The organism is Mycobacterium sp. NGS15 (assembly GCF_059813245.1).
Genome location: NZ_JCALEF010000003.1, coordinates 467499 through 492509 on the forward strand (window position 1 = coordinate 467499; position 25011 = coordinate 492509).

The 25011-nt window shown below is 64.8% G+C and carries 25 protein-coding genes; 8 read left to right on the forward strand and 17 right to left on the reverse strand.

Annotated elements, in window-relative coordinates; translation table 11 throughout:
* Positions 1-26: 26 nt before the first annotated feature.
* The 8 genes from AC5Y5C_RS09920 to AC5Y5C_RS09955 form a co-directional block, all read right to left on the reverse strand.
* Complete coding sequence (locus AC5Y5C_RS09920; RefSeq protein ID WP_499971361.1) at positions 27-1865, reverse strand: vWA domain-containing protein; 1839 nt, start codon at positions 1863-1865, stop codon at positions 27-29.
* A gap of 189 nt (positions 1866-2054) precedes the next feature.
* Positions 2055-4298, reverse strand: a complete 2244-nt coding sequence (locus AC5Y5C_RS09925) for a malate synthase G (RefSeq protein ID WP_499971363.1) — start codon at positions 4296-4298, stop codon at positions 2055-2057.
* A 100-nt stretch (positions 4299-4398) separates the two neighbouring features.
* Positions 4399-5454 (reverse strand): hemolysin family protein, encoded by a 1056-nt coding sequence (locus tag AC5Y5C_RS09930; protein ID WP_499971365.1) that lies wholly within the window; start codon positions 5452-5454, stop codon positions 4399-4401.
* Complete coding sequence (locus tag AC5Y5C_RS09935) at positions 5444-6808, reverse strand: hemolysin family protein (RefSeq protein ID WP_499971367.1); 1365 nt, start codon at positions 6806-6808, stop codon at positions 5444-5446. The genes AC5Y5C_RS09930 and AC5Y5C_RS09935 overlap by 11 nt, the downstream gene beginning before the upstream one ends.
* A 105-nt stretch (positions 6809-6913) precedes the next feature.
* Positions 6914-8350 carry a GuaB1 family IMP dehydrogenase-related protein gene (locus AC5Y5C_RS09940; RefSeq protein WP_499971368.1) on the reverse strand — a complete coding sequence of 479 codons (1437 nt, stop codon included), beginning with the start codon at positions 8348-8350 and terminating at the stop codon, positions 6914-6916.
* 2 nt (positions 8351-8352) lie between these two features.
* Complete coding sequence (gnd, locus tag AC5Y5C_RS09945; protein ID WP_499971370.1) at positions 8353-9807, reverse strand: NADP-dependent phosphogluconate dehydrogenase; 1455 nt, start codon at positions 9805-9807, stop codon at positions 8353-8355.
* Positions 9808-9993: 186 nt separating this feature from the next.
* The gene (locus tag AC5Y5C_RS09950; RefSeq protein WP_499971372.1) at positions 9994-10959 is read right to left on the reverse strand and encodes a M56 family metallopeptidase; all 966 of its coding nucleotides are present in this window, start codon (positions 10957-10959) and stop codon (positions 9994-9996) included.
* Between the two features lie 14 nt (positions 10960-10973).
* Positions 10974-11381: a BlaI/MecI/CopY family transcriptional regulator gene (locus AC5Y5C_RS09955; protein ID WP_499971374.1), complete on the reverse strand. Its 408-nt coding sequence runs from the start codon at positions 11379-11381 to the stop codon at positions 10974-10976.
* Between the two features lie 257 nt (positions 11382-11638).
* Here AC5Y5C_RS09955 and AC5Y5C_RS09960 point away from each other — a divergent pair, with 257 nt between their 5' ends.
* Both AC5Y5C_RS09960 and AC5Y5C_RS09965 read left to right on the forward strand, forming a co-directional pair.
* On the forward strand, positions 11639-12397 hold the full coding sequence (locus tag AC5Y5C_RS09960) for an iron reductase (RefSeq protein WP_499971376.1): 759 nt from the start codon (positions 11639-11641) through the stop codon (positions 12395-12397).
* A gap of 177 nt (positions 12398-12574) precedes the next feature.
* Positions 12575-12985, forward strand: coding sequence for a PaaI family thioesterase (locus AC5Y5C_RS09965; protein WP_499971378.1), 411 nt, complete (start codon positions 12575-12577; stop codon positions 12983-12985).
* A gap of 130 nt (positions 12986-13115) precedes the next feature.
* Here AC5Y5C_RS09965 and AC5Y5C_RS09970 read toward each other — a convergent pair whose 3' ends face one another.
* The 4 genes from AC5Y5C_RS09970 to AC5Y5C_RS09985 form a co-directional block, all read right to left on the reverse strand.
* Complete coding sequence (locus AC5Y5C_RS09970) at positions 13116-13931, reverse strand: sensor domain-containing protein (RefSeq protein ID WP_499971380.1); 816 nt, start codon at positions 13929-13931, stop codon at positions 13116-13118.
* Complete coding sequence (locus AC5Y5C_RS09975; protein WP_499971382.1) at positions 13916-14680, reverse strand: sensor domain-containing protein; 765 nt, start codon at positions 14678-14680, stop codon at positions 13916-13918. The genes AC5Y5C_RS09970 and AC5Y5C_RS09975 overlap by 16 nt, the downstream gene beginning before the upstream one ends.
* Before the next feature lie 99 nt (positions 14681-14779).
* The gene (locus AC5Y5C_RS09980; RefSeq protein ID WP_499971384.1) at positions 14780-15514 is read right to left on the reverse strand and encodes a sensor domain-containing protein; all 735 of its coding nucleotides are present in this window, start codon (positions 15512-15514) and stop codon (positions 14780-14782) included.
* A gap of 5 nt (positions 15515-15519) precedes the next feature.
* A complete protein-coding gene (locus AC5Y5C_RS09985) occupies positions 15520-16275 on the reverse strand; it encodes a sensor domain-containing protein (protein WP_499971386.1) in 756 nt (251 codons plus the stop codon).
* A gap of 143 nt (positions 16276-16418) precedes the next feature.
* Here AC5Y5C_RS09985 and AC5Y5C_RS09990 point away from each other — a divergent pair, with 143 nt between their 5' ends.
* The 6 genes from AC5Y5C_RS09990 to AC5Y5C_RS10015 are packed head-to-tail and all read left to right on the forward strand — an operon-like array spanning position 16419 to position 20816.
* Positions 16419-16721, forward strand: a complete 303-nt coding sequence (locus tag AC5Y5C_RS09990) for an urease subunit gamma (protein WP_499971388.1) — start codon at positions 16419-16421, stop codon at positions 16719-16721.
* Between the two features lie 5 nt (positions 16722-16726).
* The gene (locus AC5Y5C_RS09995) at positions 16727-17050 is read left to right on the forward strand and encodes an urease subunit beta (RefSeq protein WP_499971390.1); all 324 of its coding nucleotides are present in this window, start codon (positions 16727-16729) and stop codon (positions 17048-17050) included.
* Positions 17047-18780 carry an urease subunit alpha gene (locus AC5Y5C_RS10000; protein WP_499971392.1) on the forward strand — a complete coding sequence of 578 codons (1734 nt, stop codon included), beginning with the start codon at positions 17047-17049 and terminating at the stop codon, positions 18778-18780. The genes AC5Y5C_RS09995 and AC5Y5C_RS10000 overlap by 4 nt, the downstream gene beginning before the upstream one ends.
* Positions 18780-19433 carry an urease accessory protein UreF gene (locus AC5Y5C_RS10005; protein WP_499971394.1) on the forward strand — a complete coding sequence of 218 codons (654 nt, stop codon included), beginning with the start codon at positions 18780-18782 and terminating at the stop codon, positions 19431-19433. The genes AC5Y5C_RS10000 and AC5Y5C_RS10005 overlap by 1 nt, the downstream gene beginning before the upstream one ends.
* Positions 19434-19474: 41 nt before the next feature.
* Complete coding sequence (gene ureG, locus AC5Y5C_RS10010; RefSeq protein ID WP_499971396.1) at positions 19475-20179, forward strand: urease accessory protein UreG; 705 nt, start codon at positions 19475-19477, stop codon at positions 20177-20179.
* Positions 20169-20816, forward strand: a complete 648-nt coding sequence (locus AC5Y5C_RS10015) for an urease accessory protein UreD (protein ID WP_499971398.1) — start codon at positions 20169-20171, stop codon at positions 20814-20816. Before ureG ends, AC5Y5C_RS10015 begins: the two co-directional genes overlap by 11 nt.
* 5 nt (positions 20817-20821) lie before the next feature.
* On the opposite strand, the gene AC5Y5C_RS10020 is transcribed toward AC5Y5C_RS10015, so the two are convergent.
* The 5 genes from AC5Y5C_RS10020 to AC5Y5C_RS10040 all read right to left on the reverse strand — a co-directional run bounded on the left by AC5Y5C_RS10020 (position 20822) and on the right by AC5Y5C_RS10040 (position 24827).
* Positions 20822-22276 (reverse strand): NAD(P)/FAD-dependent oxidoreductase, encoded by a 1455-nt coding sequence (locus AC5Y5C_RS10020; protein ID WP_499971400.1) that lies wholly within the window; start codon positions 22274-22276, stop codon positions 20822-20824.
* Positions 22277-22399: 123 nt separating this feature from the next.
* Positions 22400-22747: a DinB family protein gene (locus tag AC5Y5C_RS10025; RefSeq protein ID WP_499971402.1), complete on the reverse strand. Its 348-nt coding sequence runs from the start codon at positions 22745-22747 to the stop codon at positions 22400-22402.
* Positions 22653-23024, reverse strand: a complete 372-nt coding sequence (locus AC5Y5C_RS10030; RefSeq protein WP_499971404.1) for a maleylpyruvate isomerase N-terminal domain-containing protein — start codon at positions 23022-23024, stop codon at positions 22653-22655. The genes AC5Y5C_RS10025 and AC5Y5C_RS10030 overlap by 95 nt, the downstream gene beginning before the upstream one ends.
* A 40-nt stretch (positions 23025-23064) precedes the next feature.
* On the reverse strand, positions 23065-24048 hold the full coding sequence (locus AC5Y5C_RS10035) for an LLM class F420-dependent oxidoreductase (protein ID WP_499971406.1): 984 nt from the start codon (positions 24046-24048) through the stop codon (positions 23065-23067).
* A gap of 95 nt (positions 24049-24143) precedes the next feature.
* Entirely contained in the window at positions 24144-24827 is a 684-nt protein-coding gene (locus AC5Y5C_RS10040; protein WP_499971408.1) for an SDR family oxidoreductase, read from the reverse strand.
* Positions 24828-25011 lie beyond the last annotated feature (184 nt).

Sequence of the window (25011 nt, forward strand, 5' to 3'; positions counted from 1 at the left end):
CTCCGCGTGCGGGGGACTGCTCGCGACTAGGACACGAAGCGCGCGATGGCCGTGGCCAGCTCCGGGCTGTTCGAAGCCGCCAGGTTCTGGTAGGCACCGCCGGTCTGCTGGGCGAGCGCCTGCCAGGTCTGCTGATCGGAGTCGGTGCCGAAGTCGATCACGTTGATGCGCACCGGCCTCGCCGGATCTCTCTGGCGGTTGATCGTGTCGATGAGGCCCGCGCTGTCCAGGCTCTGGTCGGTATGCGAGCGACCCGCCACGATCAGCACCGAATTGACCTGATTCGGGCGGAAGCTGTTCACCGCCTCCTGGTACACGTTGCGCAACGTGGTGAATGCCACCGCACCGTTGGAGGTCGGCTGCAACGCCGTCAACGCGTCGGCCACACTCTGCGACCTGGACACACCCTCGACGTCGTCGGCGGCAACACCCAGCCGCACGACGGTATTGCCTTCCTTGCCGTCATACGTCCAGAGCCCGACACCAGAGCCCGGGGCCACGGTCCGGATGCGGTTGGCAAGTGCCCCAGTCACATCGGACAACTTCACGCCCTCCGAGGACAACGAGGAATCCAACATGATGGTGGTAGCGCCGGCACCCGTTGAGGTGCCATCGGCCAGTGCGACACGCACCTTGTCCTCGATGCTCAGCGGCTTGTCGATCTTCGCGAAGCTCACCACATCGCTACTGGGCAGGTCGGCCCCTTCGGCGCGGAAGCCCGCGGCCGCCAGGTCCTTCAGTTGATCCTTATCGCCCAGGAAACGCGCGAATTGGCTTGCCGCGGTGTGCTGCTCCTCGGATAGCCACGCGCCGTCCAGCTGCACGGTGGGGTAGTCGGCGATCGGGGTCGCCCCCGCGGGCAACCACGCGGCGATAACCTTCTTGGCATCGCCATTGCTGCGGGTGCGCGCGTAGAGCTGCTGCTCGGTGGTGACCACCGAGTGCACGGCGGCACCAGGCTGCTCGCCACCGTCAAGCAGCGCACCCAAGGCATCGGACAGATTGTTCGCGGGCAGCTTGGGAGCCGCTGCCGCCAACGATGCGGCCGGGCCGGCACCCAGCTCGGGCGAATCCCCGGGACGAACACTGGCAGCCGCCACCGCTTCCGCGGCAAGCTGCGCCGCGTCGGCATTACCGCTCGACGGCAGCGCCAGCCGCAACGAGCCCCATCCCGGCAGGCCGACACCGTCCAGTGCGTTCGGAACATTCTGCAGCGCAGGCAGATCCGCCCAGCTCTTGTCGTTGGGGATGGCCTGGCGCAGCCTCGGCGTCATGGCAATCACGACCGGCGTACTCACCAGCGATCGGCTGTCATTGACGATGTTGGTCTTCGATGCCGCCTTCAGACGTGCCGAGGAGATCGAGCTTCCCGGGATCCACAACGCCGGTTGTGCTCCGAGCTCGGCGGGCCACTCACCCGTCAGTCCCTTGATCACGTTGGTCGTATCTGCCGGACGCACCGAGACGGTAAAGCAGTAGTCGCCGATTACCTCGTGCTTTTTGTTGAACTTCTCGGACAACTCGCCAATACGGTCCGCGATCGACGGGTCGGCAACCACGGCGATGGCGTTGTCTCCGTGCACGCAGGTGGCAGAGGCCTCTGCCTGGTTGTCGGTCGTCCGCCTGTCGAAGTACCACCACAGTCCGATGGATACGGCCACGACCAGCACGGCCGCGACGACACCGACCAGTCCCTTGCTGACTCCCCAGTTACTGCCGCCGCTGCGATGCGACCGCTGCCAGCTGCCCGTGTCGGCCTCTGAACCAGAGTTCGACTGGTATTCCGGCTCGGAGTCCGCGTCCCAATCGTCGTTGTCGTCCCGACCATTTGGGCTATCGGACCCAGATGCGCTGTGCCTGCCCATGTGATGTCGCGACCCTTCCGATCGTGTCTAAATACTTGTCCAGCGGCTGAGCACGAGCCCCGCTGCGCGTCGGCCCGAGTCTACTGTCCCTGACCGCCGATACCACGGTGCGCGCAACCAAACCGCGTCCAAATAGACACGGAGACGTACCCTGCACCACGAGGTAAAGGCACGCCGCGGGGCCATCCGCTACTTGGCCGCCGCGGCCTTGTACTCGCGACGGCGCCGGTGCAGGATCGGCTCGGTGTACCCGTTCGGCTGATCCTTGCCCTCCAGGATGAGCTCCTTAGCGGCCTCGAAGGCAATGTTGCTGTCGAAGTCCAGAGCCATCGGTCGGTAGTGCTTGTCGCCGGCGTTCTGCCGATCGACAACCGGCGCCATCCGCTTGAGACCCTCGACCACCTCGTCCTCGGTGATGACATCGTGACGCAGCCAGTTGGCCAGCAGCTGGCTGGAAATCCGCAAGGTAGCGCGGTCTTCCATGAGTGCCACGTCGTGGATGTCCGGAACCTTGGAACAGCCGACGCCATGGTCGATCCAGCGGACCACGTAGCCCAGGATCGACTGGCAGTTGTTGTCGATTTCCTCGCGAATGTCCTCTGCGGTCCAGTCGTGACGCGATTCAGCCAGCGGGATGGTGAGCAACGACTCCAATTCGGCGCGGTGCTTACCGGCGAGCTCCTGGTCCACGGCCTTGACGTCAACCTGGTGATAGTGCAACGCGTGCAGGGTCGCCGCAGTGGGGGACGGCACCCACGCCGTGGTGGCTCCGGCGAGTGGCTGCGCGATCTTCTGCGCGACCATCTCGGCCATCAGGTCGGGCATGGCCCACATACCCTTGCCGATCTGCGCCTTACCTGCCAAACCGGCGCTCAGCCCGGTGTCGACGTTGTGATCCTCGTACGCCAGAATCCACGGCTGCGACTTCATGACGGCCTTGCGGCACATCGGACCGGCTTCCATCGAGGTGTGGATCTCGTCGCCGGTGCGGTCCAGAAAGCCCGTGTTGATGAACACCACACGATCCGAGGCGGCCTTGATGGCGGCCTTCAGGTTGACGGTGGTGCGGCGTTCCTCGTCCATGATGCCGACCTTGATGGTGGCGTGCGGGAGCCCGAGCACCTCTTCGACACGGCCGAACAGCTCGGCGGTGAAGGCCACTTCCTCCGGCCCGTGCATCTTCGGCTTCACGATGTAGATGGACCCGGTGCGGCTGTTCTTCAGTGCGCCGTTCTTCTTGCCGGAACGCAGGCCATGGATGGCGATGAGACTGGTGAACAGCGCATCCTGGATACCCTCGGGCATCTCTATGTCTTCGCCGCCCTCGCCGCGCATCACAATCGCGTCATTGGTCATCAGGTGACCGACGTTGCGGACGAACAGCAGGCTGCGGCCGGGCAGGGTCAGCTCACCGGGTCCGGAAGCACCACTATCGGGGGTATTGAACACACGGTCCGCGTTGAGCACCCGGGTGAACGTCTTACCGCCCTTGGAAACTTCCTCGGACAGGTCCCCCTTGTTGAGCCCCAGCCAGTTTCGGTATCCGAGCACCTTGTCCTCGGCGTCCACGGCGGCCACCGAGTCCTCGAAGTCCATGATCGTGGTGATCGCCGATTCCAGCACAACGTCCTTGATGCCGGCCTTGTCGGTGGATCCGATGGGGGAGTCGGGGTCGATCAGGACCTCGATGTGCAGGCCATGATTGACGAGGAGCACCGACCACTGCGGCTTGCCGAGCTTGCCGGTGTAGCCGACGAACTGGCCGGGTTCGGCTAATCCCGTGAGGGGGCCTTCAGCGAGTTCGTCGCCCAAGTCGACGAGCAGTTGACCGTCGTCGATCTTCAGGCCGATGGCGTCTTTCCATGAGCCGGCCGCCAGGGGCGCTGCACCGTCGAGCACCTCACGGGCGTAGGCGATGACCTTGTCGCCACGGATCCTGTTGTACCCGCCGGTGTCGGCGGACGCCTTCTCGGCCCCATCGGTTTCCGGGATGACGTCGGTGCCGTACAGCGCGTCGTACAGGGAACCCCAGCGCGCATTGGCGGCATTGAGCGCGAAACGCGCGTTCAAGATCGGAACAACCAGCTGCGGCCCTGCCGTCGTGGTGATCTCATCGTCCACGTTAGCGGTGGTGATGGTGAAATCTTCGGGCTCGGGTACCAGGTATCCGATCTCGGTGAGGAACTCCCGATAGTCCGAGGGATCCAGCGGCTCGATGGCGCGCTGCCGGTGCCAGCGATCAATCTGAGTTTGCAGGTCGTCGCGCCGGTCGAGGAGCTCGCGGTTCCGCGGAGCCAAATCGGTCACCACTTTGTCGACCCCAGCCCAGAAAGCGTCGGCATCCACACCTGTGCCCGGGAGGGCCTCATTGGTGATGAAGTCGTATAGCACCCGCGCCACGCGCAGGTTGCCCACATCGACGCGATCACTCATCGCAACTCCTCTGTGTTGTCGGTGGTCTGGGACCGGACGTTCTTGCGAAATCGGTAAACATTGATCCTACTCATTGGTAGCCATCAACCTCGAAACCGCGCTATATGCGGTGAGTTCCGTCACGGACGGTGCCGACGAGATCCTCCACCAGATCCTCCAGTGTGACCAGGCCCACTACGCTGCCGTCGGTGGTCGACATGAGCGCCAGATGACTGTTGCTACGACGCAACGTCGACAGCGCTTCCGGCAGCGGAACCGAACCGTGTAGCCGCGGCAGCGGCCGAATGAACGCGGGGTCGATGATCGCCTCCGGATCGTCCCCCATGGTCAAGACGTCCTTTATGTGCAGATAGCCGAGGTAATCCCCCTGGGGTCCAATAACTGGGAATCGTGAGTAGCCAGTTTCGGCCACCACACGCTCCACAGCGGTCACCGAAGGCGCCTGCGCCGAGCCCGATACGGCGATCGACCGGATCTGGTTAGCGGGCACCACCACGTCCGCCACCACACGGTGCTGGATCTGCAGCGCGCGACGCAACCGGGTGTGTTCCTCCTCGTCGAGCAGGCCCTCGGACAGCGACTCCGCGATCATTTCGGAGAGCTCCAGAGTGGACACGGTGACCTCGAGCTCGTCCTTCACCCGCACATTGATGAGTCGCAGCGCACTGTTGGCGCACCAGTTATAGAAGGCGATCAGGGGCCGCGCCAACCGAATGTAGACCAGGTAGGGCGGAATCAAGAGCATGGCCGCCGATTCCGGACCGGCGATGGCGATATTCTTCGGCACCATCTCACCGAGCAGCACATGCAACAGCACAACGATGGACAGCGAGACGACAAAGGCAACCGTGTGTATCACCGCCGTTGGCGCACCCAACAGTTCGAAGGGCCGCTCCAACAGGTGCGCTACTGCCGGTTCCCCAATGCGGCCCAACAGGATTGAACAGATGGTGATGCCAAGCTGGGCGCCGGCGAGCATCAGCGACAGGTTCTGGCCCGCCATCATCACCGTCACCGCGCGCTTCTTACCCGCCTCTGCCAGTGCCTCCAGCCGGTCCTTGCGCGCCGAGATGAGGGCGAATTCGGCTCCCACAAAGAAGGCATTCGCCAAAAGCAATGCGGCGGTGAGTAATACGCCGAGTATGTCACTGCCCATCGTGATCATTCTCCCGAGAGTCGGCCTCGGTCAGCTCGGTGAGTTCGATCTGATCAATCCGGCGACCGTCCATGCCCGCCACCCTGGCCCGCCAACGAGGCAGCTCAGCGGACGGATGGTCCGGCACCACCGCCGACAATTCGACGGTCTCGCCGACCGTCGGAATGTGACCGAGCTCCTGGAGCACCAGACCGCCGATCGTTTCGTACTCGCCCTCGGGGGCCCGGTAGCCGGTCGCCGCGGCGACCTCGTCGATACGCAGCAGCCCCGAGACCACCCAGCCGCCGCCGGAGGACACCACATCAGGAGTCGCATCATCGTGTTCGTCGCGGACATCGCCGACGATCTCCTCGATCATGTCCTCGACCGTCACCAGGCCGGCGGTACCGCCGTACTCGTCGACCACCAGCGCGGTTTGCATCCCGTTGGCCCGCACCTGTTCCATGACCGCGTCACCGTCCAAGGTGGACGGCACCACGGCCACCGGCCGGGCGAGAGTGGCCAGCGCCGTCGTGGCCCGCCGCTCCCGTGGCACCTCGAAGATCTGTTTGACATGGACGATCCCAATCGTCGCGTCCAGATCTCCCTCGGTGATCGGGAACCTCGAGAAGCCCGTCTCGACAGCGAGGGCGACCAGGTCGGCAACCGTGTCCGTCGCTTCGAGCGACTCGATCTCCGTGCGCGGGGTCATAAGTTCCTCGGCGGTGCGGCTCCCGAACCGCAGCGACCGGTCGACCAGTACCGCGGTGGTTTCGTCCAGCGCGCCGCTGCGGGCCGAGGTACGCACCAGTGACCCCAGTTCCTGGGGCGAACGAGCCGATCGCAGCTCCTCGGCGGGCTCGATACCCATGCGCCGTAACACCCAGTTGGCAATGCCGTTCAGCGCCCGGATCGCGAAGGCGAACACCGACGAGAACAGCACCATGGGTCCGGCGGTGGCGCGCGAGGTCGAGATGGGACGCGCCAAGGCGAAGTTCTTGGGCACCAGCTCGCCGAAGATCATCGATATCGAAGTGGCGATGATGAGCGCCAGCACCAGCGATATCGCGCTGCTGACCGCCACTCCGGTATATCCGATCGCCTGCGTGAGCAGACGCGCGATCACCGGCTCTGCCAAGTAACCGGTCACGAGCGTGGTGATGGTGATACCGAGCTGAGCCCCCGACAGCTGGAACGACAGCGTGCTGTGTGCCCGTTTGACCGACCTGTCCCGGCTATCGCCGCTCTTGGCCCGCGCTTCGATGGAGCTTCGCTCCAAGGCAGTCAGGGAGAACTCGGCGGCCACGAAGAGCGCCGTCCCCGCGGTCAGCGCGATGAACGCAAGCAAGCTCAGCCCGGTGAATAAGAGCGTCACCGCTGGCTAGCCCCTTAGGTTGACTGATCACACGGCGTGACCATCGTGAAGCTCATGGTAACGGTGCATATGGCCGGCAGGTACTCAACCGTCGGGGGAGGACGGTCACCAACCTTCGGGAAGCGGGCGTCCCTCGGCGAATCCGGCGGCCGATTGGACGCCCAGAACCACCCGTTCGTGGAGCTCACCCAGCGTGCGTGCACCGACATACGTGCAGGTGCTGCGTACACCCGAAATGATGTGGTCGATGAGGTCCTCAACGCCGGGGCGTTGCGGGTCCAATTCGATCCGCGAGGTGGAAATGCCCTCCTCGAACAGGCTCTTGCGGGCCTGGTCGAAGGCACTATCGCCAGCAGTACGGGCCGCCACCGCACGTTTGGATGCCATCCCGAAGCTGTCCTTGTAGCGGCGACCGCTGGCAGAGAGCTGCAGATCTCCGGGCGATTCGTGAGTGCCGGCGAACCAGGAACCGATCATCACATTGGCGGCGCCCGCCGCGAGCGCCAGGGCGACATCCCGCGGGTGCCGAACCCCACCGTCGGCCCACACGTGGGCATCGAGTTCCCGTGCTGCGGCAGCGCATTCGATGACCGCAGACAACTGCGGGCGCCCCACACCGGTCATCATCCGGGTGGTGCACATGGCTCCTGGGCCCACGCCCACCTTCACGATGTCCGCACCAGCCCCGATCAGATCCCGGGTGCCCTGCGCCGACACCACATTGCCCGCGGCGATCGGCACACCCAGCGACAGCTCCGCGACCGACGCGAGGACCTCGATCATCTTCTGCTGGTGCCCATGCGCGGTATCGATGACCAGTAGGTCCACTCCGGCCTGCGCCAGGGCCGTCGCCTTGGCCCGGACATCGCCGTTGATACCGACCGCGCCGGCGATACGTAAGCGCCCGCTCGCGTCCACTGCCGGGGTGTACAAACCCGCCCGGATCGCCCCGGTGCGGGTGAGGATCCCCGCCATGGTTCCGTCGGGACGCGTCAGTACCGCTACCGGCACATGAGCTTCGGCCAGGCGATCGAAGATCGCCCGCGGATCGGTCCCCGTGGGTACGGCGACAAAATCGGTGGTCGCGATGTCGTGCACACGGGTGAACCGGTCGATGCCGGTACAGGCAGCCTCGGTGACCAGCCCCCGCGGCTTGCCGTCCTCAAGCACCACCGCGGCCCCGTGCGAGCGCTTGTGGATCAGTGCCACCGCCTCGCCCGCTGAGTCGTCAGGCGCCAGGGTCACCGGCGTGTCGTACACCAGATCGCGGCTCTTGACGAACTCGACCGTCTGCGCGACAGCCTGAACCGGAAGATCCTGGGGCAGCACGGTGATTCCGCCACGCCGAGCGACGGTCTCGGCCATCCGTCGGCCCGCCACCGCCGTCATGTTGGCAACCACGATCGGGATCGTGGTGCCGGTGCCGTCGCCGGTGGTCAGGTCGACATCGAACCGCGAGACGACGTCCGAGTGGTTCGGCACCACGAAGACGTCGTCGTAGGTGAGGTCGTACGGCGGTCGCTGCCCGTCTAGAAACTGCACAGTTACGCTTCTACCTCGCGGCGGTCGCCACTCCAGAGCGTGTGGAACTTGCCGGGGGAGTCCACGCGCTCGTACGTGTGCGCGCCGAAGAAGTCCCGCTGCGCCTGAGTGAGGGCAGCAGGCAGGCGATCGGTGCGCAGACCGTCGTAGTACGACAGCGACGAGGCGAAGCCGGGGACGGGAATTCCCAGCTGCGTCGCCGTCACCACAACGCGACGCCAACTGTCGATGCCGTTTTCGACCGCGGCCCGAAAATACGGGGCGGCGATCAGCGTGGCCAGGTCGGGCTCGTCGGCAAAAGCCTCCTTGACGCGGTTCAGGAACTGGGCGCGGATGATGCAGCCACCCCGCCAAATGGTCGCCAGGTCACCCGGTTTGACGTTCCAGCCGTACTCGGCGCTACCCGCGGCGATCTGATTGAAGCCCTGCGCGTACGCCACAATCTTCGATGCGTACAGCGCCTGCCGCACGTCTTCGACGAATTGCTTTGCATCGCTCGGCTTCTCGCCAAGCGACCCGGAGGTGAACCCGGCCGCGGCGGCACGCTGGGGGCGTGATCCGGACAGCGCACGGGCGAAGACCGCCTCGGCGATGCCGGTCACTGGCACACCGAGGTCCAGCGCGGACTTGACGGTCCAGCGACCGGTGCCCTTCTGCTCGGCGGCGTCCACGATGACATCGACCAAGGGCTGTCCGGTCTTGGCGTCGGTGTGCGCCAACACATCAGCGGTGATCTCGATGAGATAGCTTTCCAGCTCCCCGCTGTTCCATTCGGTAAAGACCTCGGCGATCTCGGGTGCCGACAGACCCAGCGCATCGCGCAGCAGCTGGTAGGCCTCGCCGATCAGCTGCATATCGGAGTACTCGATGCCGTTGTGCACCATCTTCACGAAGTGTCCCGACCCGTCCGGGCCGATATGCGTGCAGCAGGGCGTGTCATCGACATGTGCCGCAATGGATTCCAGCAGCGGCCCTAGTGCCTTGTAGGACTCCACCGGACCGCCCGGCATGATCGAGGGGCCGTTCAGCGCGCCCTCCTCACCACCCGAGATTCCCGCGCCGACAAAGTGCAGTCCGCGTGCGGCCAGCGCGGCCTCACGGCGAATGGTGTCGGTGTACAGCGCATTACCGCCGTCAATGATGATGTCGCCGGGCTCCATCGCGGACGCAAGTTCTTCGATAACGGCGTCGGTCGGGTCACCGGCCTTCACCATGATCAAAACGCGGCGCGGGCGCTCGAGAGCCGCGACGAAATCCTCGACCGTCTCGCTGCGAATGAAGTCACCCTCAGATCCGTGATCGGCCAGCAGCGCGTCGGTCTTAGCGACCGACCGGTTGTGCAGGGCCACGGTGTATCCGTGCCGTGCGAAGTTCCGCGCGATGTTCGATCCCATGACGGCCAAACCCGTCACACCGATCTGAGCTTTTCCCTGAGCCGAGTCGTCTGCAGCCGTCACCAGCACATCCTTTCGTTGACGTGTTGCGCACCAAAGCCGTTCACTCTTTGCGCAAGCGGCTCATCTGAACCGAGTGCTCTTCACGCAAGCGGCTCATCTGAACCGAGTGCTCTTCACGCAAGCGGCTCATCGCCGATTCTCGCGTAGTCACATTCGACCCGCGACCGCGGGTCGCCTACTGACCGGTTAACTGCTGAACAAGCGCTGAAGTTCGGTGAACCACGGGATGACCACAGCCAACGTGGGCACCACCAGTATCGCCGCTGCCGCGGCATAAGCGCTGCACGACAACGGCAGGCTGTTGCCGCTCCCGCCCAAGCGCCGGACCCGGATCAACGTGGTGGGGCCACCGGCGGCCATCGCACCCACCGGCGTCGGGCCACCCGCGCAGGCGACGAGTGCGCGAGCCAGGGGAGTAGGGCCGGCGGTGCGAACCGCGGCGTCGTCGGCAAGTAGCTCGACCAGCAGTTTGACGGCCTCCAGCGCGTTTTTGCTGCGCACGATGACGGGGAACGCGTCGTGGACGGCCGTGAACGCCTCCAGCACCAGATCGTGGCGAGCTCGCAGATGGGCGCGTTCGTGCGCGACGATCGCAGTCACCTCATTGTGTCCCAGCGTGCTCAACGTTCCCTCGCTGACGACCACGCGGCTGCGCACACCCGGCAGGCAGTAGGCCAGCGGTTCGTCGACTTCCAGTACCCGAAGATCGTGGTCGCGCCGACGATTGATGTCGTAGCCGCCGCGCCAGTTCTCGCAGTACCGCTTGTGATCCAACAGATCGACGACGGCCCGGTGATGAGCACGCCGACGGCGGGTACGTACACCCACCCGGACCACCGACACCATAAGCCGGATGCCGATGAGGATGGTGATCGCGAACACCGTGACGTAGAGCAACCACAAACCCCACCCGAGGCGGTCGATCTCACCGGTGATCGTGGCGGTCGGGTGACCATCCGGCCCGGGCACGAGAAGTCTGCTCGCGATAGCAAGCCCGGAACTGAACGCGGAGAGAACGGCGGCTGCGGCAATGGCCTGCCACAGAACCATGGCAGCACGTGGCGCGCGGTACGGCCAGCGCGCACGCGCGAGCAACGCCGGTACGGGACCGGTCAGCAGCAGCGCGAGTATCGCGAACGCCAGGGCGGACACATAACTAGTGTCCCTTACTCAGTGGGGCTGCCGCCAGCAGATGGATCTTTCGCTTCGAGCTCGGCCAATGCACGACGCAGTGCGTCGGCCTCATCAGGGCCGACACGCTCCACAAAGTGCACCAACGCCGCCTCGCGGGCACCGGAGTTGTTGGCCTGCGCCAACGCGTCCACCATCAGACCCGCGACAAGCTCGTCGCGGCCGTGCACGGGCGCGTAGCGGTGCGCGCGGTCATCGCGGTGCTGAACCACCAGATCTTTTTTGGCGAGACGTTGCAACACGGTCATCACGGTCGTATAGGCGAGGTCACGCCGCGCCGACAATGCCTCGTGGACCTGGCGCACAGTCTGGGGCTCGGGGGAGGACCACAGATGGTCCATCACCGCGCGTTCAAGTTCGCCCAGGCGTGCCATTCCGAACATTCTACGTTTACCTCCGACGCAATGCCGTACTACATCCGGTCGTACTTCTTCTGACAGCCAACGATCCATAGCCCGGTCTTTGTTCCAGCCCTCGATGTGGTCTCACCCGGTCCTGGACGGTGCGGGCCGCTCGCTGCCTACACGGCGCAATGATCAGGCGCTTCGGTGAGGGCACTCACAGCACCCGCACCTGGCGATGTCATCCTACATGTGGTTAGGCTTACCTATCTTGTCTACGTGAAGGGAGGCTGCCAACTGTGACACTGGCCATCGATCGATGCACTTCGACCAGGAGTCTCATCGCCGACGATCCGCTGATCGCCGGGATGTCCATCCGCCAATCACTGCCGCTGCACGAATCGAGCGCCCGGCTTCGCGAGCTGTATCCCGAATGCCCCCGGGCGTACGGCGTCGCCGTCATGTCCGATGTCGGCCGGCGCCGATGGTGGCCGCTGGCACGCGCCTTGGACACCGACCGGCTTGAGCGGATGTACGCCCGTGCCATCGACGAGACCGGTAGCGATACGGTCGCCGTCCACCAGCTCGCCGACGCTCTCGTCCACACCGTGGTCGGCCGATTGGTTGCCCTGGTCGTGCTGGAGGGACGCGCCTGGGATCCGGGCCTAGGGAACTTGTGGGTCTACTTCGATTCCGAGGGCTGCATCGATTGGGCGGGGGTTGTGGACCCGACGCTGCGCGTGTTACCCGACGACCCGGACCGGGACCGGGGTCAGGTCGTGGCCTTCCCCGGTGAGGACGCACTCGCCGCGTGGACCGCACACCGCTGCCATCGCGCCCTCGCCCCCTTGTTCACGCGACTGTCGCAGATCAGCTCCGGCACCATGGAAATCGGCCAGATGTGGCAACTGGTCGGCTCGACCGTGGTGGGGGCGGCGACCCATGTTCCGCTGCTGGCGCGCTCGAGCGAAACCGATGGAATGCGACGCGGACAGGCAATCCTTGACCGCTTCATGACACTCGGATTGCCGGTCCGCCACAAAGCCCTTGCAATTTAGGACAGCCTTGCCTATCCTTACAGATGTCGAACGCGCTACAGCGCGACCAGACACCCGGACCGTGCCGGAGTCCTGAGGGCTGCAGAGACCCCCGGTCCACTCGAAGGAAGTGCCCCACCTGCCTCGGCAGGTGGGGCACTTCTTCGTTAGGGGATGCCGCACTGATATGAACATCGCATGCCAGACACGCCGGAGCACCTCAGCAAGATGCCTACCGCGCCCTTCGACAAGCTCGTGGGGCTCGAATACACCTCGCTGACACCCGAGGGAGTGTCCGCCACCCTGACGATCACCGAGAACCTGTTGCAACCCAACGGGATCGTGCACGGCGGCGTGTACTGCTCGGTGGTCGAAAGCGTGGCGAGCGTCTCCGGGTACATCTGGCGCGCCAACGTGTTGGGGGAGGAAAGCGCGGTGGTCGGAGTCAACAACAACACCGACTTCCTGCGTGCCATCTCGTCGGGCACACTCACTGCCACCTCCACGCCGATACACCGAGGCCGCCGTCAGCAGCTGTGGCTCGTCACCATCGCCGACGACGAGAACCGGACGATTGCACGCGGACAGGTCCGCTTACAGAACCTGTGAGACCCGGGTGGGCGCGGCCCCCGGGCGCCCACCCGAGCTCATTTCGAGAGATGTCGGCCGGCCCCCCGATGGTCGGGCCGCCATCCTCGCCCCCGCCCGGATCCAGTCCCCGCTGAATCCAGGTGGCTGGTCAGCTCAGCTGCAGCTTGTCGACAATCCTGTCGGCCATCTTCTGCACCAGCTGCTTTGAGTTGCTTCGCGCGCAAATCTGGGTCTGAACAATCACATTCGCGACACCGTTGTAGGACACGAAGCAGCGATACTTACTCGGCCCGTAGGCAAGGGCCCAATTCACCTTCTTGGCGTTCGACGATGAGACCGACACCGCCACAGGCACCTTTCGTCCGCCGGGATCGGTGAAGTTGTACGTCTTTCCGTCACATTCGTTGATCTCATCGGCTGCCGTCGAGAACTGCGCCTGCGCCGCGTCCTTGTCCTTGTATGCCGCGATCCCTTGGTAGACCTGAGCGTCCGGGTTCGTGGCGTCGCCGAGCAACATCTCGGCCCCGCGGAACGCCTCGTAGTCCTTGCCCACCGACTCGACGGTAAGTCCCTGCGTCACATTGCAACTGGCATCGTCAGACTCGGTCGCCTTAAAGGGCTCGTCCCGCTTGTTCGTCCTGGCGACTTCCGTGTCGAAGACCTTGGCGATCTCCTCGCCGGTGAACAGCGCCGCAACCATGGCATCCTCGGTGACCTTGTCCTGCCCGGGCCACCCCGTCAGACCCGCGGGCCCGCTGCTGGCCGGAGCCGGGGCCGGCGCGGGTGCGGTCCGCGACGCCGTTGTGGTGGCGGCCGACGTCGATGTTCCTGTCGCCTCCTGCTGGCCGGAACATCCGGACAGCGCTAGCGCGGCGATCGCCGCCGTACACAACACGGCCCGCGCTGTTGTGCCCGCCATGAGGCCCCCTCTCATGTTCTTGGCCGCGATCATGCCGGAATCCATTCGGCCATACGGTCGACGATCGCGGTGACTATCGGGGTGCCGTTGCCGTTCTGGCACAACAGGCTCCCGAAGAGCGCGTTGTTCTTGGCCCGATAGTCGTAGAAACACCGCCATCCCGCCGGTTTTCCGTCCTTGAGCTCTTGTCGCACCCACGTCACACTGGTGCCGTTGTTCGAGAACGGGCCAATCCGCCATTCGATATCGCCCTCGGTCTGGCGAGAGTCCGCGCACGAGGCCAGCGACGGGGGATACGCGGCCTGCAGCTGGCTCGCGGCGGCCTTCGCATCGGGGAACAGAGCCACCGCCTGCCAGACGATGTGGTCGTACCGATCCTGAGTTTCCTGCAGCCGAGAGCCTCGGTAGGTGGTCCACTCGTCACCGAGGCTCTCGCTGCGCAGCCCGGTAAGTGCCTGACACTTGCCGGTCGCGGAGGCATCGCTGGGTCGAGTGGACTTGAACTCGTACGTGAGCGGTGATCCGACCAGCCTGCCCACATCGTCGGCAGAGATGATGATCGACTCCGCCTTGTCGGGCGTGACGATCACCGGCGCCGGCGGTTCGAGCGAGGTGGTGACCGGTGGAGCACTGGACTTGGGGCTCGCGATCGCCCCGTCCTGCCCATGATCGGCCGGTGCCGATGTCTCGGTGGCACCGACCGGTATCGGCTTGATGCCGCCGGTCTCCGTCCCACAACTCACCGCGAGCATCGCTGCCAGGCCAAGCCATCCGACAGCCAACACGTGACGCATCCAAGTCCCTCCCTGCCGATTTCAGACCCGTATCGACCCAAATCATGGCTACATCGGATCGCTGGCGCCCAGTGTTACACGCACGCCAGGACCGATCGCCTACCTCGGTTCGGTGGCCGCCGCCATCCGGTCCGTAATCGCTTTTACCGCCGGACCTCCGTTGCCGAGCTGGCAGACCGTCGCCGAGAGAAGCAGGTTGTCGATGATGCGTGCCTCCAACATGCAGCGCCATCCCGAGGGTCGTCCGTCGACGATCTCGTCGAGCACCCATTGCGCACGGTCCGCCGATGTCCCACGCACGGATGCACGCCAGGTCGCGGTGTCAACTTTCAGTTCCTCGCCCGTGCAACCACCGACGTCGGCGGGGAACTCCTTCGAATAAGTTTCCCTGGCATCATCTTTCGACGAGTAGAGCAATACGCGCTGGGTCACCGAGTGCGTGAACGTGTCCTTGTCCTCCCGGTACCAGACATCGCGGTAGGTCGTCCATTTGTCGCCGACGTCTACCGCCAGCGGGACCATGAGAGCCTGGCACGACTGTTTGCCCTCGATCGTCGAGGTTCGCGGGTTCGAAGACTTCCCCTCGTATTCCAGAGTCGAGCCAATGAGCTCGGAGACGTCCTTCTTGGGGACGATGAGCGAGTTGGCCTCATCGGGACTGATCGCATCCACCGCCGATGTTGCCGACGTCTTCGATGCACCCGATGCCGTCGATGGCCCGGATGTCGCCGGGTCCTTCTCGCCACCCCCGAATAATGAGCACCCGGTCAGGACAACCGCGGTACACACTGCGACGGCCGCCTTTCGGTACGCGGATTCTGTCGTCACGGCCATTCTTTTCACTGCGGGATCCAGGCGGCGATCCGGTCGGTAATGGTCGTCACGCCGGGCACGCCGTCGCCGTATTGGCATAGGTAGGTCCCGAAGAGCGCGTTGTTCTTGTTACGGAAATCGAAGAAGCAGTGCCAGGTCGCGCTTTGGTTGACCTGGAGTTGAGTCCATCGGGCCGCGGTATCGCTGATTTCCGCGATGTTGGTGATCTTCCACTGTTGATCCTGTTTGGAGATCTCCGCGTTCACGCATGCCCTCGACGTGGATGTGGGAAATGCCCGTGAGAATGCCGCCGCGGCCTCCTCGCGGGACGGATACAGAACGGCGATCTGGCTCACGATGTACGCGGTCGTGTCCTTGGTCTCTCGGTAGTAGTTCCAGCGGTAGGTGGTCCATTCGGATCCCAACTGGCTGGCTCGCGGATTGTCGAGATTCACGCAATCCCCAGCGCCGCCCACCGCATCGGTCGGCGGTGCCGACGTGTTGTCGTCGTATTCCAGCGTGGTTCCCAGGATCTTCCCCACATCGGCACGCGAGCCCAGGATCGAATCGATCTTCTCCGGGGTCACCACCAGAGGTGGCGGCGCCGGTGCCCTGGTGGTCGCGGGGATGGACGCGGGAGCCGACGTGCCGGCCGTCATCGGCATGTCCGCGACGGTGGTAGTCGGCGCGGAAACCGGTTTGATCCCCTCACTGGGCTGGCTGCATCCGGTTATCAACAGCGCAGCCGACACCACGCACCCCACATTCATTCCGTACCGCATCGCGCACCCTCCTGATCGACTCCACACCCAGCGCGTTTCCGAGGATTCTCGCACTCGAGATCCCGACCGCACGGCAAAACGCATCGGTACCGGTAAGACGTCGGCGATGCCGGGTCGCCCGGATCGTGGCAGGATCGCCCCTTATGCGATTGACCCCGCACGAGCAGGAACGGCTGCTCATCTCCTATGCGGCGGAATTGGCGCGACGCCGCCAGGCCCGAGGCTTGCGCCTCAACCATCCCGAGGCGATCGCGATCATCACCGACCATCTCCTCGAAGGTGCCCGTGATGGCCGCACCGTCTCGGAATTGATGGCCAGTGGCCGCGAGGTCCTCGGACGTGACGACGTCATGGATGGCGTGCCCGAGATGATCCCGGACGTCCAGGTGGAAGCGACCTTTCCCGACGGCACCAAACTCGTTACTGTGCACCACCCGATCGGATGAGCCATATGATTCCCGGCGAATACCTGTTCGCATCAGACGCCATCGAACTCAACGCGGGCGCGACCGTCCTCGAGCTCGACGTCGTCAACACCGGAGACCGCCCGGTCCAGGTCGGCAGCCACGTTCACTTCCCCCAGTCAAACCCGGCACTCGACTTCGACCGGGAGGCCGCGCACGGACACCGCTTACACATCCCGGCGGGTACCGCCGTTCGCTTTGAACCCGGTGTCGCCCAGAAGGTTCGGCTGGTACCCCTACGCGGTCGCCGTGAAGTGCACGGACTGACACTCGACGCTCCGGGGCGGCTGGATGGCGGTGAACCCGCATGACCCGGGTATCGCGGGAGCATTACGCCAAGCTCTACGGACCGACGACCGGTGATCGCATCCGACTGGCCGATACCGATCTGCTCATCGAGATCACCGAAGATCGATGTGGCGGTCCCGGTTTGGCGGGTGAGGAGGCGGTCTTCGGCGGCGGCAAGGTGCTGCGCGAGTCGATGGGGCAGAGCCGCCTTACCCGCGCCGAAGGAGCGCCCGACACCGTCATCACCGGCGCCATCATCATCGACCACTGGGGAATCATTAAGGCCGACATTGGCATTCGGGATGGCCGTATCGTCGGCATCGGCAAGGCCGGTAACCCGGACATCATGGACGGAGTCCATCCCCAGCTGATCGTCGGCCCGTCCACCGAGATCATCGCGGGCAACGACCGGATCGTCACGGCGGGCGGCATCGACTGTCACGTCCATTTCATCTGTCCACAGTTGGTCGACGAGGCCATCGGCGGTGGCATCACCACCATGATCGGTGGTGGCACCGGTCCCGCCGAGGGCAGCAAGGCCACCACCGTGACACCCGGCGCATGGCATCTGGGCCGCATGCTGCAAGCACTCGACAGATGGCCGGTGAACGTGCTGCTGCTGGGCAAGGGCAATACCGTCAACCCCGAATCCATGTGGGAGCAATTGCGCGGCGGCGCGGCAGGTTTCAAGCTGCATGAGGACTGGGGCACCACACCCGCGGTGATCGATGCCTGCCTGCGCGTCGCGGATGAGGCGGATGTTCAGGTCGCCCTGCATTCGGACACCCTCAACGAAACAGGTTTTGTCGAAGGCACTCTGGAGGCCATCGCCGGACGCGCGATCCATGCCTACCACACAGAGGGTGCCGGTGGCGGCCATGCGCCAGACATCATCACCGTGGCCAGCCATCCGAACGTGATGCCCAGCTCCACCAATCCCACGCGCCCGCACACCGTCAACACTCTCGACGAGCATCTCGACATGCTCATGGTCTGCCACCATCTCAATGCCGCCGTACCGGAAGATCTTGCCTTCGCCGAGAGCCGGATTCGTCCATCCACGATCGCGGCCGAGGACCTATTGCACGATATCGGTGCTATCTCGATGATCGGCAGTGACAGCCAGGCCATGGGGCGCATCGGCGAAGTGGTGATGCGCACCTGGCAGACCGCGCATGTCATGAAGAAGCGCCGCGGTGCGCTGGAAGGGGACCCGGGCGGAGCCAAAGGCAATGACAACAACCGTGTCCGCCGGTATGTCGCGAAATACACCATCTGCCCGGCGATTACCCACGGCATCGATCACGAGCTGGGTTCCATCGAGGTCGGCAAGCTGGCCGATCTGGTGCTGTGGGAACCGGCGTTCTTCGGGGTCCGGCCGCACGTCGTCATCAAGGGCGGTGCGATCGCGTGGGCGGCCATGGGTGACGCCAATGCCTCCATTCCGACCCCGCAGCCCGTGCTGCCGCGGCCCATGTTCGGCGCCATGCCCAACGTGGCCCCGGGGCTGGCCGTACATTTCGTCTCACCGACGGCCATCGAGGACGACCTCGCCGCGCGGCTTGCCTTGCGGCGCAGACTGGTTCCGACCCGCGACGTCCGTCATCGCGGCAAGGCCGACCTGCCCTTGAATGACGCGATGCCGGAGATCCGAGTCGATCCGGATACCTTCACCGTACGTATCGACGGTGAGGTGTGGCAGGAACAGCCGGCCACGGAACTGCCCATGGCGCAACGGTATTTCCTGTTCTGATGGGGTCCACCGACACATCCGCGACGACAGCGCTGCTGCTGTCGCTGGCGGACTCCCGATTGCCGACCGGCTCGCACGTGCATTCCGGCGGGGTGGAGGAGGCGATTACCCAGGGCCTCGTGCGGGACTGTGCGACGCTCACCGCCTACCTGCGGCGACGTATCCGGACTCATGGCCTTGTCGCGGCGTCCATCGCTGCCGCCGTCACGTCGGGACAGCTGGATCCGGTGCGAGCAGATGCCGAAACGGACGCACGTACCCCGTCAGCGGCATCGCGAGACGCCTCTCGCGCCCAGGGCCGGGGACTCAAGCGTCTGGCCGGGATCGCCTGGCCGCATATCGATTGGCGCGCGCACAGCCGGCAGCCGCATCTGGCCGTGGTGTACGGCGTCATTGGCGCGGCAGCAGGTTTGTCGGGCCGCGATATCGCCCTCGTCGTCGTGTACACGACCTTGACCGGGTCCGCCACGGCAGGACAGCGACTACTGGCGCTGGACCCGTCCGAGGTGGCGGTCGGCACGCTGGCCCTGACGGGCCTCTGCGAGGAGACCGCGACGCTGGCCAATTCCGGGCTGGCCTGCCTGTCGGACCCGCTCCTGGATGTGCTCGCCGAGCGGCATCTCACACGCGAACGCCCGCTGTTTGTTTCGTAGCCTTCACACGGTTTCACACGCACAACCACGATTGGATCAACATGCCACCGCATCTCCTCGACGGCCAGCCCCATCAGCACATCGACAGGCCGCGCCGGGTCCGTCAACCGGGGGAGCCGCTGCGCATCGGGATCGGCGGGCCGGTGGGGTCGGGCAAGACCGCGCTGGTTGCCGCATTATGCCGCACGCTGCGCGACGAGATCTCGGTGGCGGTGCTGACCAACGACATCTACACCACCGAGGATGCCGACTTTCTGCGCCGCCATGCGGTGCTGCCCGATGAGCGCATCACCGCGGTGCAAACCGGTGGCTGCCCGCACACCGCGATCCGCGACGACATCACCGCGAACCTTGATGCCATCGAGGATCTCATCGCCACCAATGATCCGCTCGACCTCATCCTCGTCGAATCGGGCGGCGATAATCTCACCGCCACCTTCTCCTCGGGCCTGATCGACGTGCAGATCTTCGTGGTCGACGTTGCCGGTGGCGACAAGGTGCCACGCAAGGGCGGCCCCGGCGTCACGTTCTCTGATCTGCTGGTCATCAACAAGACCGATCTCGCGCCCATGGTGGGGGCGGACCTGGGCGTGATGGCCCGTGATGCGGCGGCCGTACGCGACGGCCGGCCAACCGCGATGATCTCGCTGACCGAGGAGCCGACGGCCTCGGAGGTATTGAGCTGGGTCCGGGGCCATCTCGATGAGCCGGTTGCACTAAGCACGACAGATCCAGATGCGCACTGACGTCGAGATCATTGCGGAGAAGGGAAGACTCCCACGGCTGCGCTGTTCGGGCAGCCTGCAGGGCCGACTCACCGATGCCGACACCGTGCACTTGGTCGGGGTGGCGGCGAGTCCGCTTGGTGGCGATGAGATTTCGGTGCACATCGAAGTCGGTGAAGGAGTGCTGTTGCGGGTGCGATCCGTGGCGGCCGCGGTTGCCCTGCCCGGCCGCGACACCCTGCAGTCCTGGACAGCGTGGGACTGCTCGGTGGCGGGCAGGCTGGATCTCGACCCGGCGCCCACCATCGTGGCGGCGAACGCCCGCCACCACTCTCAGGTCACCGTGCGCGGATCGGTCAATGCGAGCCTGCGGCTGCGCGAGCGTGTGCAAATCGGCAGGGCCGGGGAGTCGTCGGGATTTTGGAGCGGCCAGCTCGACGCGGATGTCGACGACCGCCCGCTGCTGCGCCATCGCGTCGAACTCGGCGCGGGATCGGTGACCGATGACGAATTGGGCCGCCCCCTGGCACTGATCAGCGAGTTGCGCTACCCAGCAACAGATTTCACACTGCCGAGCCCGGCCGACGCCACCGTGCTGCGCCTCGCCGGCGACGCCACCCTGCTGACCTGGCAGGGGCCGCGCCTTCCGCCCGGCTAACCCGGCTAGCTCGCGGCCTTTTCCTCGTCAGGCTGTGCAACCTGTTCATCGTCGCCGCTTTTCTCCGCGACCAGCTCTTCAAGCTGATCCAGACGTGTCCGCGCCCAAGCCTGTTGTTCGGTGATCGCCATCTGGCCGCGCGAGCGCGTCACGAACGCAATGGACCACAGGATGAGAGTCACCAGACGATTCTTGAACCCGACCAGATAGACCAAGTGCAGCGCCAGCCAGCTGAGCCAGGCGATGAATCCGCTGAACTCCAGCTTGCCGATCTTCACCACCGCGTTGTATCGCGACACGGTGGCCATCGAGCCCTTGTCGAAGTACTTGAAGGGGGGGCGTTCTGCGGCACTACGCCCCTTCAGCTCGGCCTTGATCTGCTTGGCCGCGTAGCGTCCACCCTGAATGGCGCCCTGAGCCACCCCGGGCACGCCATCGACCGCCATCATGTCGCCGACCACGAAGACGTTCGGGTGGCCAGGAATCGACAGGTCCGGGCCGACCTTCACACGTCCGGCACGATCCAGCTCCACACCCGACTGCTCGGACAAGTTCTTGCCCAGGGGGCTCGCGGACACACCTGCGGACCACACCTTGCACCAGGATTCGATGCGCTCCACGGTGCCATCGGAATGCTTGACGGTCAGGCCGTTGCGATCCACGTCGGTGACCATGGCGCCCAACTGGATTTCGACGCCGAGCTTCTCTAGGCGCTTGCGTGCCTTGTCTCCCAGCTTCGGACCGAAGGGCGGCAGCACAGCCGTCGCGGCATCGAGCAGGATGACCCGCGCATCGGTCGGGTCGATGTGCCGGAAGGTGCCCTTGAGGGTCTCGTTGGCCAGTTCGGCGATCTGCCCGGCCATCTCGACGCCGGTCGGACCGGCACCCACCACGGTGAAGGTCATGAGCTTGCGACGCCGAACGGGATCGCTGGAGCGCTCGGCCTGCTCGAAGGCACCCAGAATGCGGCCGCGCAGCTCGAGAGCGTCGTCAATGGACTTCATGCCCGGGGCCCACTCGGCGAAGTGGTCGTTTCCGAAGTACGACTGACCCGCGCCGGCGGCGACGATCAGACTGTCGTACGGCGTGGAGTAGTCATGCCCCAGCAGCGAGGAGTGGACCACCTGATTCTCCAGGTCGATGCTCGTCACATCGCCGAGAACGACCTGCGCGTTGTCCTGGTCCTTCAAGATCTGCCGCGTCGGGGGAGCGATCTCCCCTTCGGAGATGATTCCGGTGGCCACTTGGTACAGCAGCGGCTGGAACAGGTGATGAGTGGTGCGCGCGATCAGCGTGACATCGACGTTGGCACGTTTGAGTGTCTTAGCGGCGGTCAGGCCGCCGAACCCCGACCCGATGATGACGACCCGGTGTTTCGGTGTCAGCGCGTCCTTGATCTTGGGCTTCGGATTGGCCTCGACAGGCGCCGCTGAGCTGGCGGCGTCTGGTGTCGTGCTCATCGATCACTCCTCATCAAATGGTGTCTCAACTGGGCTTATTCACCTTGTCTGACACTTGGTGCAACACCCCAACCGTAGTCGGGATTTCCCCTCACGTCGCGTCAGTTAGTTTAGCGAAATATCTCACACACCCTGTGACCGCCAGCCTGGATCACGTCCCGACATGGCGAGCATGTGATCGAACTGTGGAGCACCGGGGGAAACAGGCCGCTGCGGACCGAACAAGCCGGGAATTCCGCCGTCAGATGCGAGGGCACTGATGAATCCGTACAGACCCGGATCTGTGCCCTCGGGTAGGTCAAATGGCTGACCGGTCGCGGCTGCCAAATCCCAGCCGTGCAGTACCAGTTCATCGAGGGCCACCATCGCCACCTGGTCATTGGGCATCACGGTTCCCGCGATGGTCGATTCGCCAACCCATGACCGGGGCCGCGCCCAGACCTCGACAAGGTCGGCGAGACGTTGCGGCAACAAGGTCCGCCACTGCGGATCGAGGTCCTCGGTGAAGGACGGGCCCGACAGGTCGATACGGGCCCGACAGGTCGATATCGAGAGCCGCGGCCTCCTCGGGTTGCACGATGTACCGGAAGGCCCTCGACAAGCCCATCAGGTGGTTCAGTAGCGCCCGGACTGTGAGTTCGGCACAGGGCGTCGGATAGTCCAGCGCATCATCCGACACGCCCGGAAGAAGTGCATCCACAGCCGTGGCGGCAGGTTGCAAGCTGAACGGTGCGCCCATATCCCACATCCTGCCGAAGGATTGCGCGCGAGAGGACGAATCCGGCCGACTAGTCCTTGAACAGCGGACGAAGAGTGTTGCCGATCAGTTCGACCACGCCGGGGACATGCCCGTTGGCTGTCGCGTTGAGGGTGACGGAGTCGATTCCCTGATCGAGAACCCGCGTCTGCACCTGCTCGGCGATTTCCTCGGGGCTACCCACCAGGGTGCGTCCGAGCACCTGTGCACGGGCGTCCTCGGGAAGGGTCTCCAGATCGATGCCGTTCTTCCGTAGCTGCTCGCGGGCCGATTTCCAGGCCGTCGCCGAATCATCGTCGATGAATACCGAGAAGAAGGCAGAGGTTTCCAGCGTGGACGGGTCCCGGCCGGCTTCTTCGCACCGTTGCCTCAGCACCGACAGCTTGTGCGGGATCTCGTCCAACGAGCTGAGCAGGTTCAGGTGATCGGCATACTTCACCGCCAGACCGAACGTCTTCTTCTCGCCGCTGCCGCCGATCATGATCGGTATGTTCGGACGGATCCGTGGCTCGTTCAGCGCCGTCTCGGCGCGGTAGTACTTGCCGCCGAAGGTGGGGCGCTCACCGCGAAGCATGGGCGGAATGATCTCGAGCGCCTCGCTCAGCCGCTCGAAGCGGTCGGTGAATGTGCCGAAATCGAACCCGAGCTGCTGATGTTCCAGCTCGAACCATCCCGCACCGATGCCCAAGATCGCGCGTCCACCACTGACCACATCGAGCGTGGTGACGGCCTTGGCGAGCAGCGTCGGGTTTCGATAGGTATTGCCGGTCACCAGGGTGGACAGCTGAATGGTGCTGGTGGCACTCGCCAGCGCACCCAGGGCCGTGTAGGCCTCCAGCATGGGCTGATCCGGGGTGCCGATCATCGGCAGCTGATAGAAGTGATCCATCAGGAAGACCGTGTCGAAACCCGACGCCTCCGCTTCGCGCGCCTGACTGACCACGGTGGGGAAGAGTTCGGCCACGCCGGTGCCGTAGGAGAAATTGGGGATCTGATATCCGAGCCGAATAGTCACTCGGCCAGCCTACGCGCGATCCGCCGATGCGGCATTACTGTCTTGCCCTGCAAGGCAATTCGATAATCTAGAGCTGGAGTGCACTCCAGCTGCGGTCAGCTAACGCCGGCCGGGACACCGCGGCTGACGTGCAGGGTCTGACCGGTGATGTGACGCGCCTGGGGGCTGGTGAGGAATAACGCCAGCCGAGCGATCTCGGCGCCGATCAGATCGCGCGCATCCTCGGCGCTGTCCAGGCCGTCGTAATTGGCATCAGCCGATTGCCCGGGTGCGATGGTGTTGATGGTGATCCCGCGGGTGCCCATCCGCTCGGCCTGCTCGGCGGTCCACGCTGAAAGTGCAGCCTTGGCGGCGGTGGTTGCACCCGATCGGTCACGGGTGCCCAACGTGCACAGATTGACGATGGCCGCACCGGAACGCAGGTGGTCTCCGATCGCCTGCACCGTCAGTACCGCGGTCAGCACGCTCGACTCATACCGCGAGAGCCAGGCCTCTCCGGTATCGGTGAGGCTGCCCAGATGCGGGCCGGGCTCGCTCCAGACCGGGTTGGGGATGTTGACGATGGCGTCGAGGTGTTGGGGGAACAGCTCGAGGTTCTCCTCCAGGCTGTCGGGGTCGGAGTTATCGCACACGATGGCGTCGACCTCGAGTTCCTTGGCGGCGATCTCCAACTCGTCCGCGTTGGGGCCGGTGATGACGACCCGATGGCCGGCGTTGCGGAACTCCGCAGCCACCGCCCGGCCGACCTCGTTAACCGCTCCGGTTACCAGTACGTCCATGGCGGTACCTTCCTTACCTTTCCTGCAAGCCTTACCAATCCGCACCTGAAGTCAGGCCTGATCAGCTTGATCGTGACACAACCCGGACCTCATACCCCGGATTTGGCGGCCGGGTCGCACGGGTTTGACGCCCAATATTACTGGACGGTAGCAATACCCTCGACCACCGCGTATCGCCCGGCCG

What these genes read in the sequence shown, in the direction of transcription:
- AC5Y5C_RS09920 (WP_499971361.1), bottom strand. Translation starts at nt 1,865, where the DNA reads ATGGGCAGGCACAGCGCATCTGGGTCCGATAGCCCAAATGGTCGGGAC.
- AC5Y5C_RS09925 (WP_499971363.1), bottom strand. Translation starts at nt 4,298, where the DNA reads ATGAGTGATCGCGTCGATGTGGGCAACCTGCGCGTGGCGCGGGTGCTA.
- AC5Y5C_RS09930 (WP_499971365.1), bottom strand. Translation starts at nt 5,454, where the DNA reads ATGGGCAGTGACATACTCGGCGTATTACTCACCGCCGCATTGCTTTTG.
- AC5Y5C_RS09955 (WP_499971374.1), bottom strand. Translation starts at nt 11,381, where the DNA reads ATGTTCGGAATGGCACGCCTGGGCGAACTTGAACGCGCGGTGATGGAC.
- AC5Y5C_RS09965 (WP_499971378.1), top strand. Translation starts at nt 12,575, where the DNA reads ATGCCAGACACGCCGGAGCACCTCAGCAAGATGCCTACCGCGCCCTTC.
- AC5Y5C_RS09970 (WP_499971380.1), bottom strand. Translation starts at nt 13,931, where the DNA reads ATGGATTCCGGCATGATCGCGGCCAAGAACATGAGAGGGGGCCTCATG.
- AC5Y5C_RS09975 (WP_499971382.1), bottom strand. Translation starts at nt 14,680, where the DNA reads ATGCGTCACGTGTTGGCTGTCGGATGGCTTGGCCTGGCAGCGATGCTC.
- AC5Y5C_RS09980 (WP_499971384.1), bottom strand. Translation starts at nt 15,514, where the DNA reads ATGGCCGTGACGACAGAATCCGCGTACCGAAAGGCGGCCGTCGCAGTG.
- AC5Y5C_RS09985 (WP_499971386.1), bottom strand. Translation starts at nt 16,275, where the DNA reads ATGCGGTACGGAATGAATGTGGGGTGCGTGGTGTCGGCTGCGCTGTTG.
- AC5Y5C_RS09990 (WP_499971388.1), top strand. Translation starts at nt 16,419, where the DNA reads ATGCGATTGACCCCGCACGAGCAGGAACGGCTGCTCATCTCCTATGCG.
- AC5Y5C_RS09995 (WP_499971390.1), top strand. Translation starts at nt 16,727, where the DNA reads ATGATTCCCGGCGAATACCTGTTCGCATCAGACGCCATCGAACTCAAC.
- AC5Y5C_RS10000 (WP_499971392.1), top strand. Translation starts at nt 17,047, where the DNA reads ATGACCCGGGTATCGCGGGAGCATTACGCCAAGCTCTACGGACCGACG.
- AC5Y5C_RS10005 (WP_499971394.1), top strand. Translation starts at nt 18,780, where the DNA reads ATGGGGTCCACCGACACATCCGCGACGACAGCGCTGCTGCTGTCGCTG.
- ureG (WP_499971396.1), top strand. Translation starts at nt 19,475, where the DNA reads ATGCCACCGCATCTCCTCGACGGCCAGCCCCATCAGCACATCGACAGG.
- AC5Y5C_RS10015 (WP_499971398.1), top strand. Translation starts at nt 20,169, where the DNA reads ATGCGCACTGACGTCGAGATCATTGCGGAGAAGGGAAGACTCCCACGG.
- AC5Y5C_RS10020 (WP_499971400.1), bottom strand. Translation starts at nt 22,276, where the DNA reads ATGAGCACGACACCAGACGCCGCCAGCTCAGCGGCGCCTGTCGAGGCC.
- AC5Y5C_RS10030 (WP_499971404.1), bottom strand. Translation starts at nt 23,024, where the DNA reads ATGTGGGATATGGGCGCACCGTTCAGCTTGCAACCTGCCGCCACGGCT.
- AC5Y5C_RS10040 (WP_499971408.1), bottom strand. Translation starts at nt 24,827, where the DNA reads ATGGACGTACTGGTAACCGGAGCGGTTAACGAGGTCGGCCGGGCGGTG.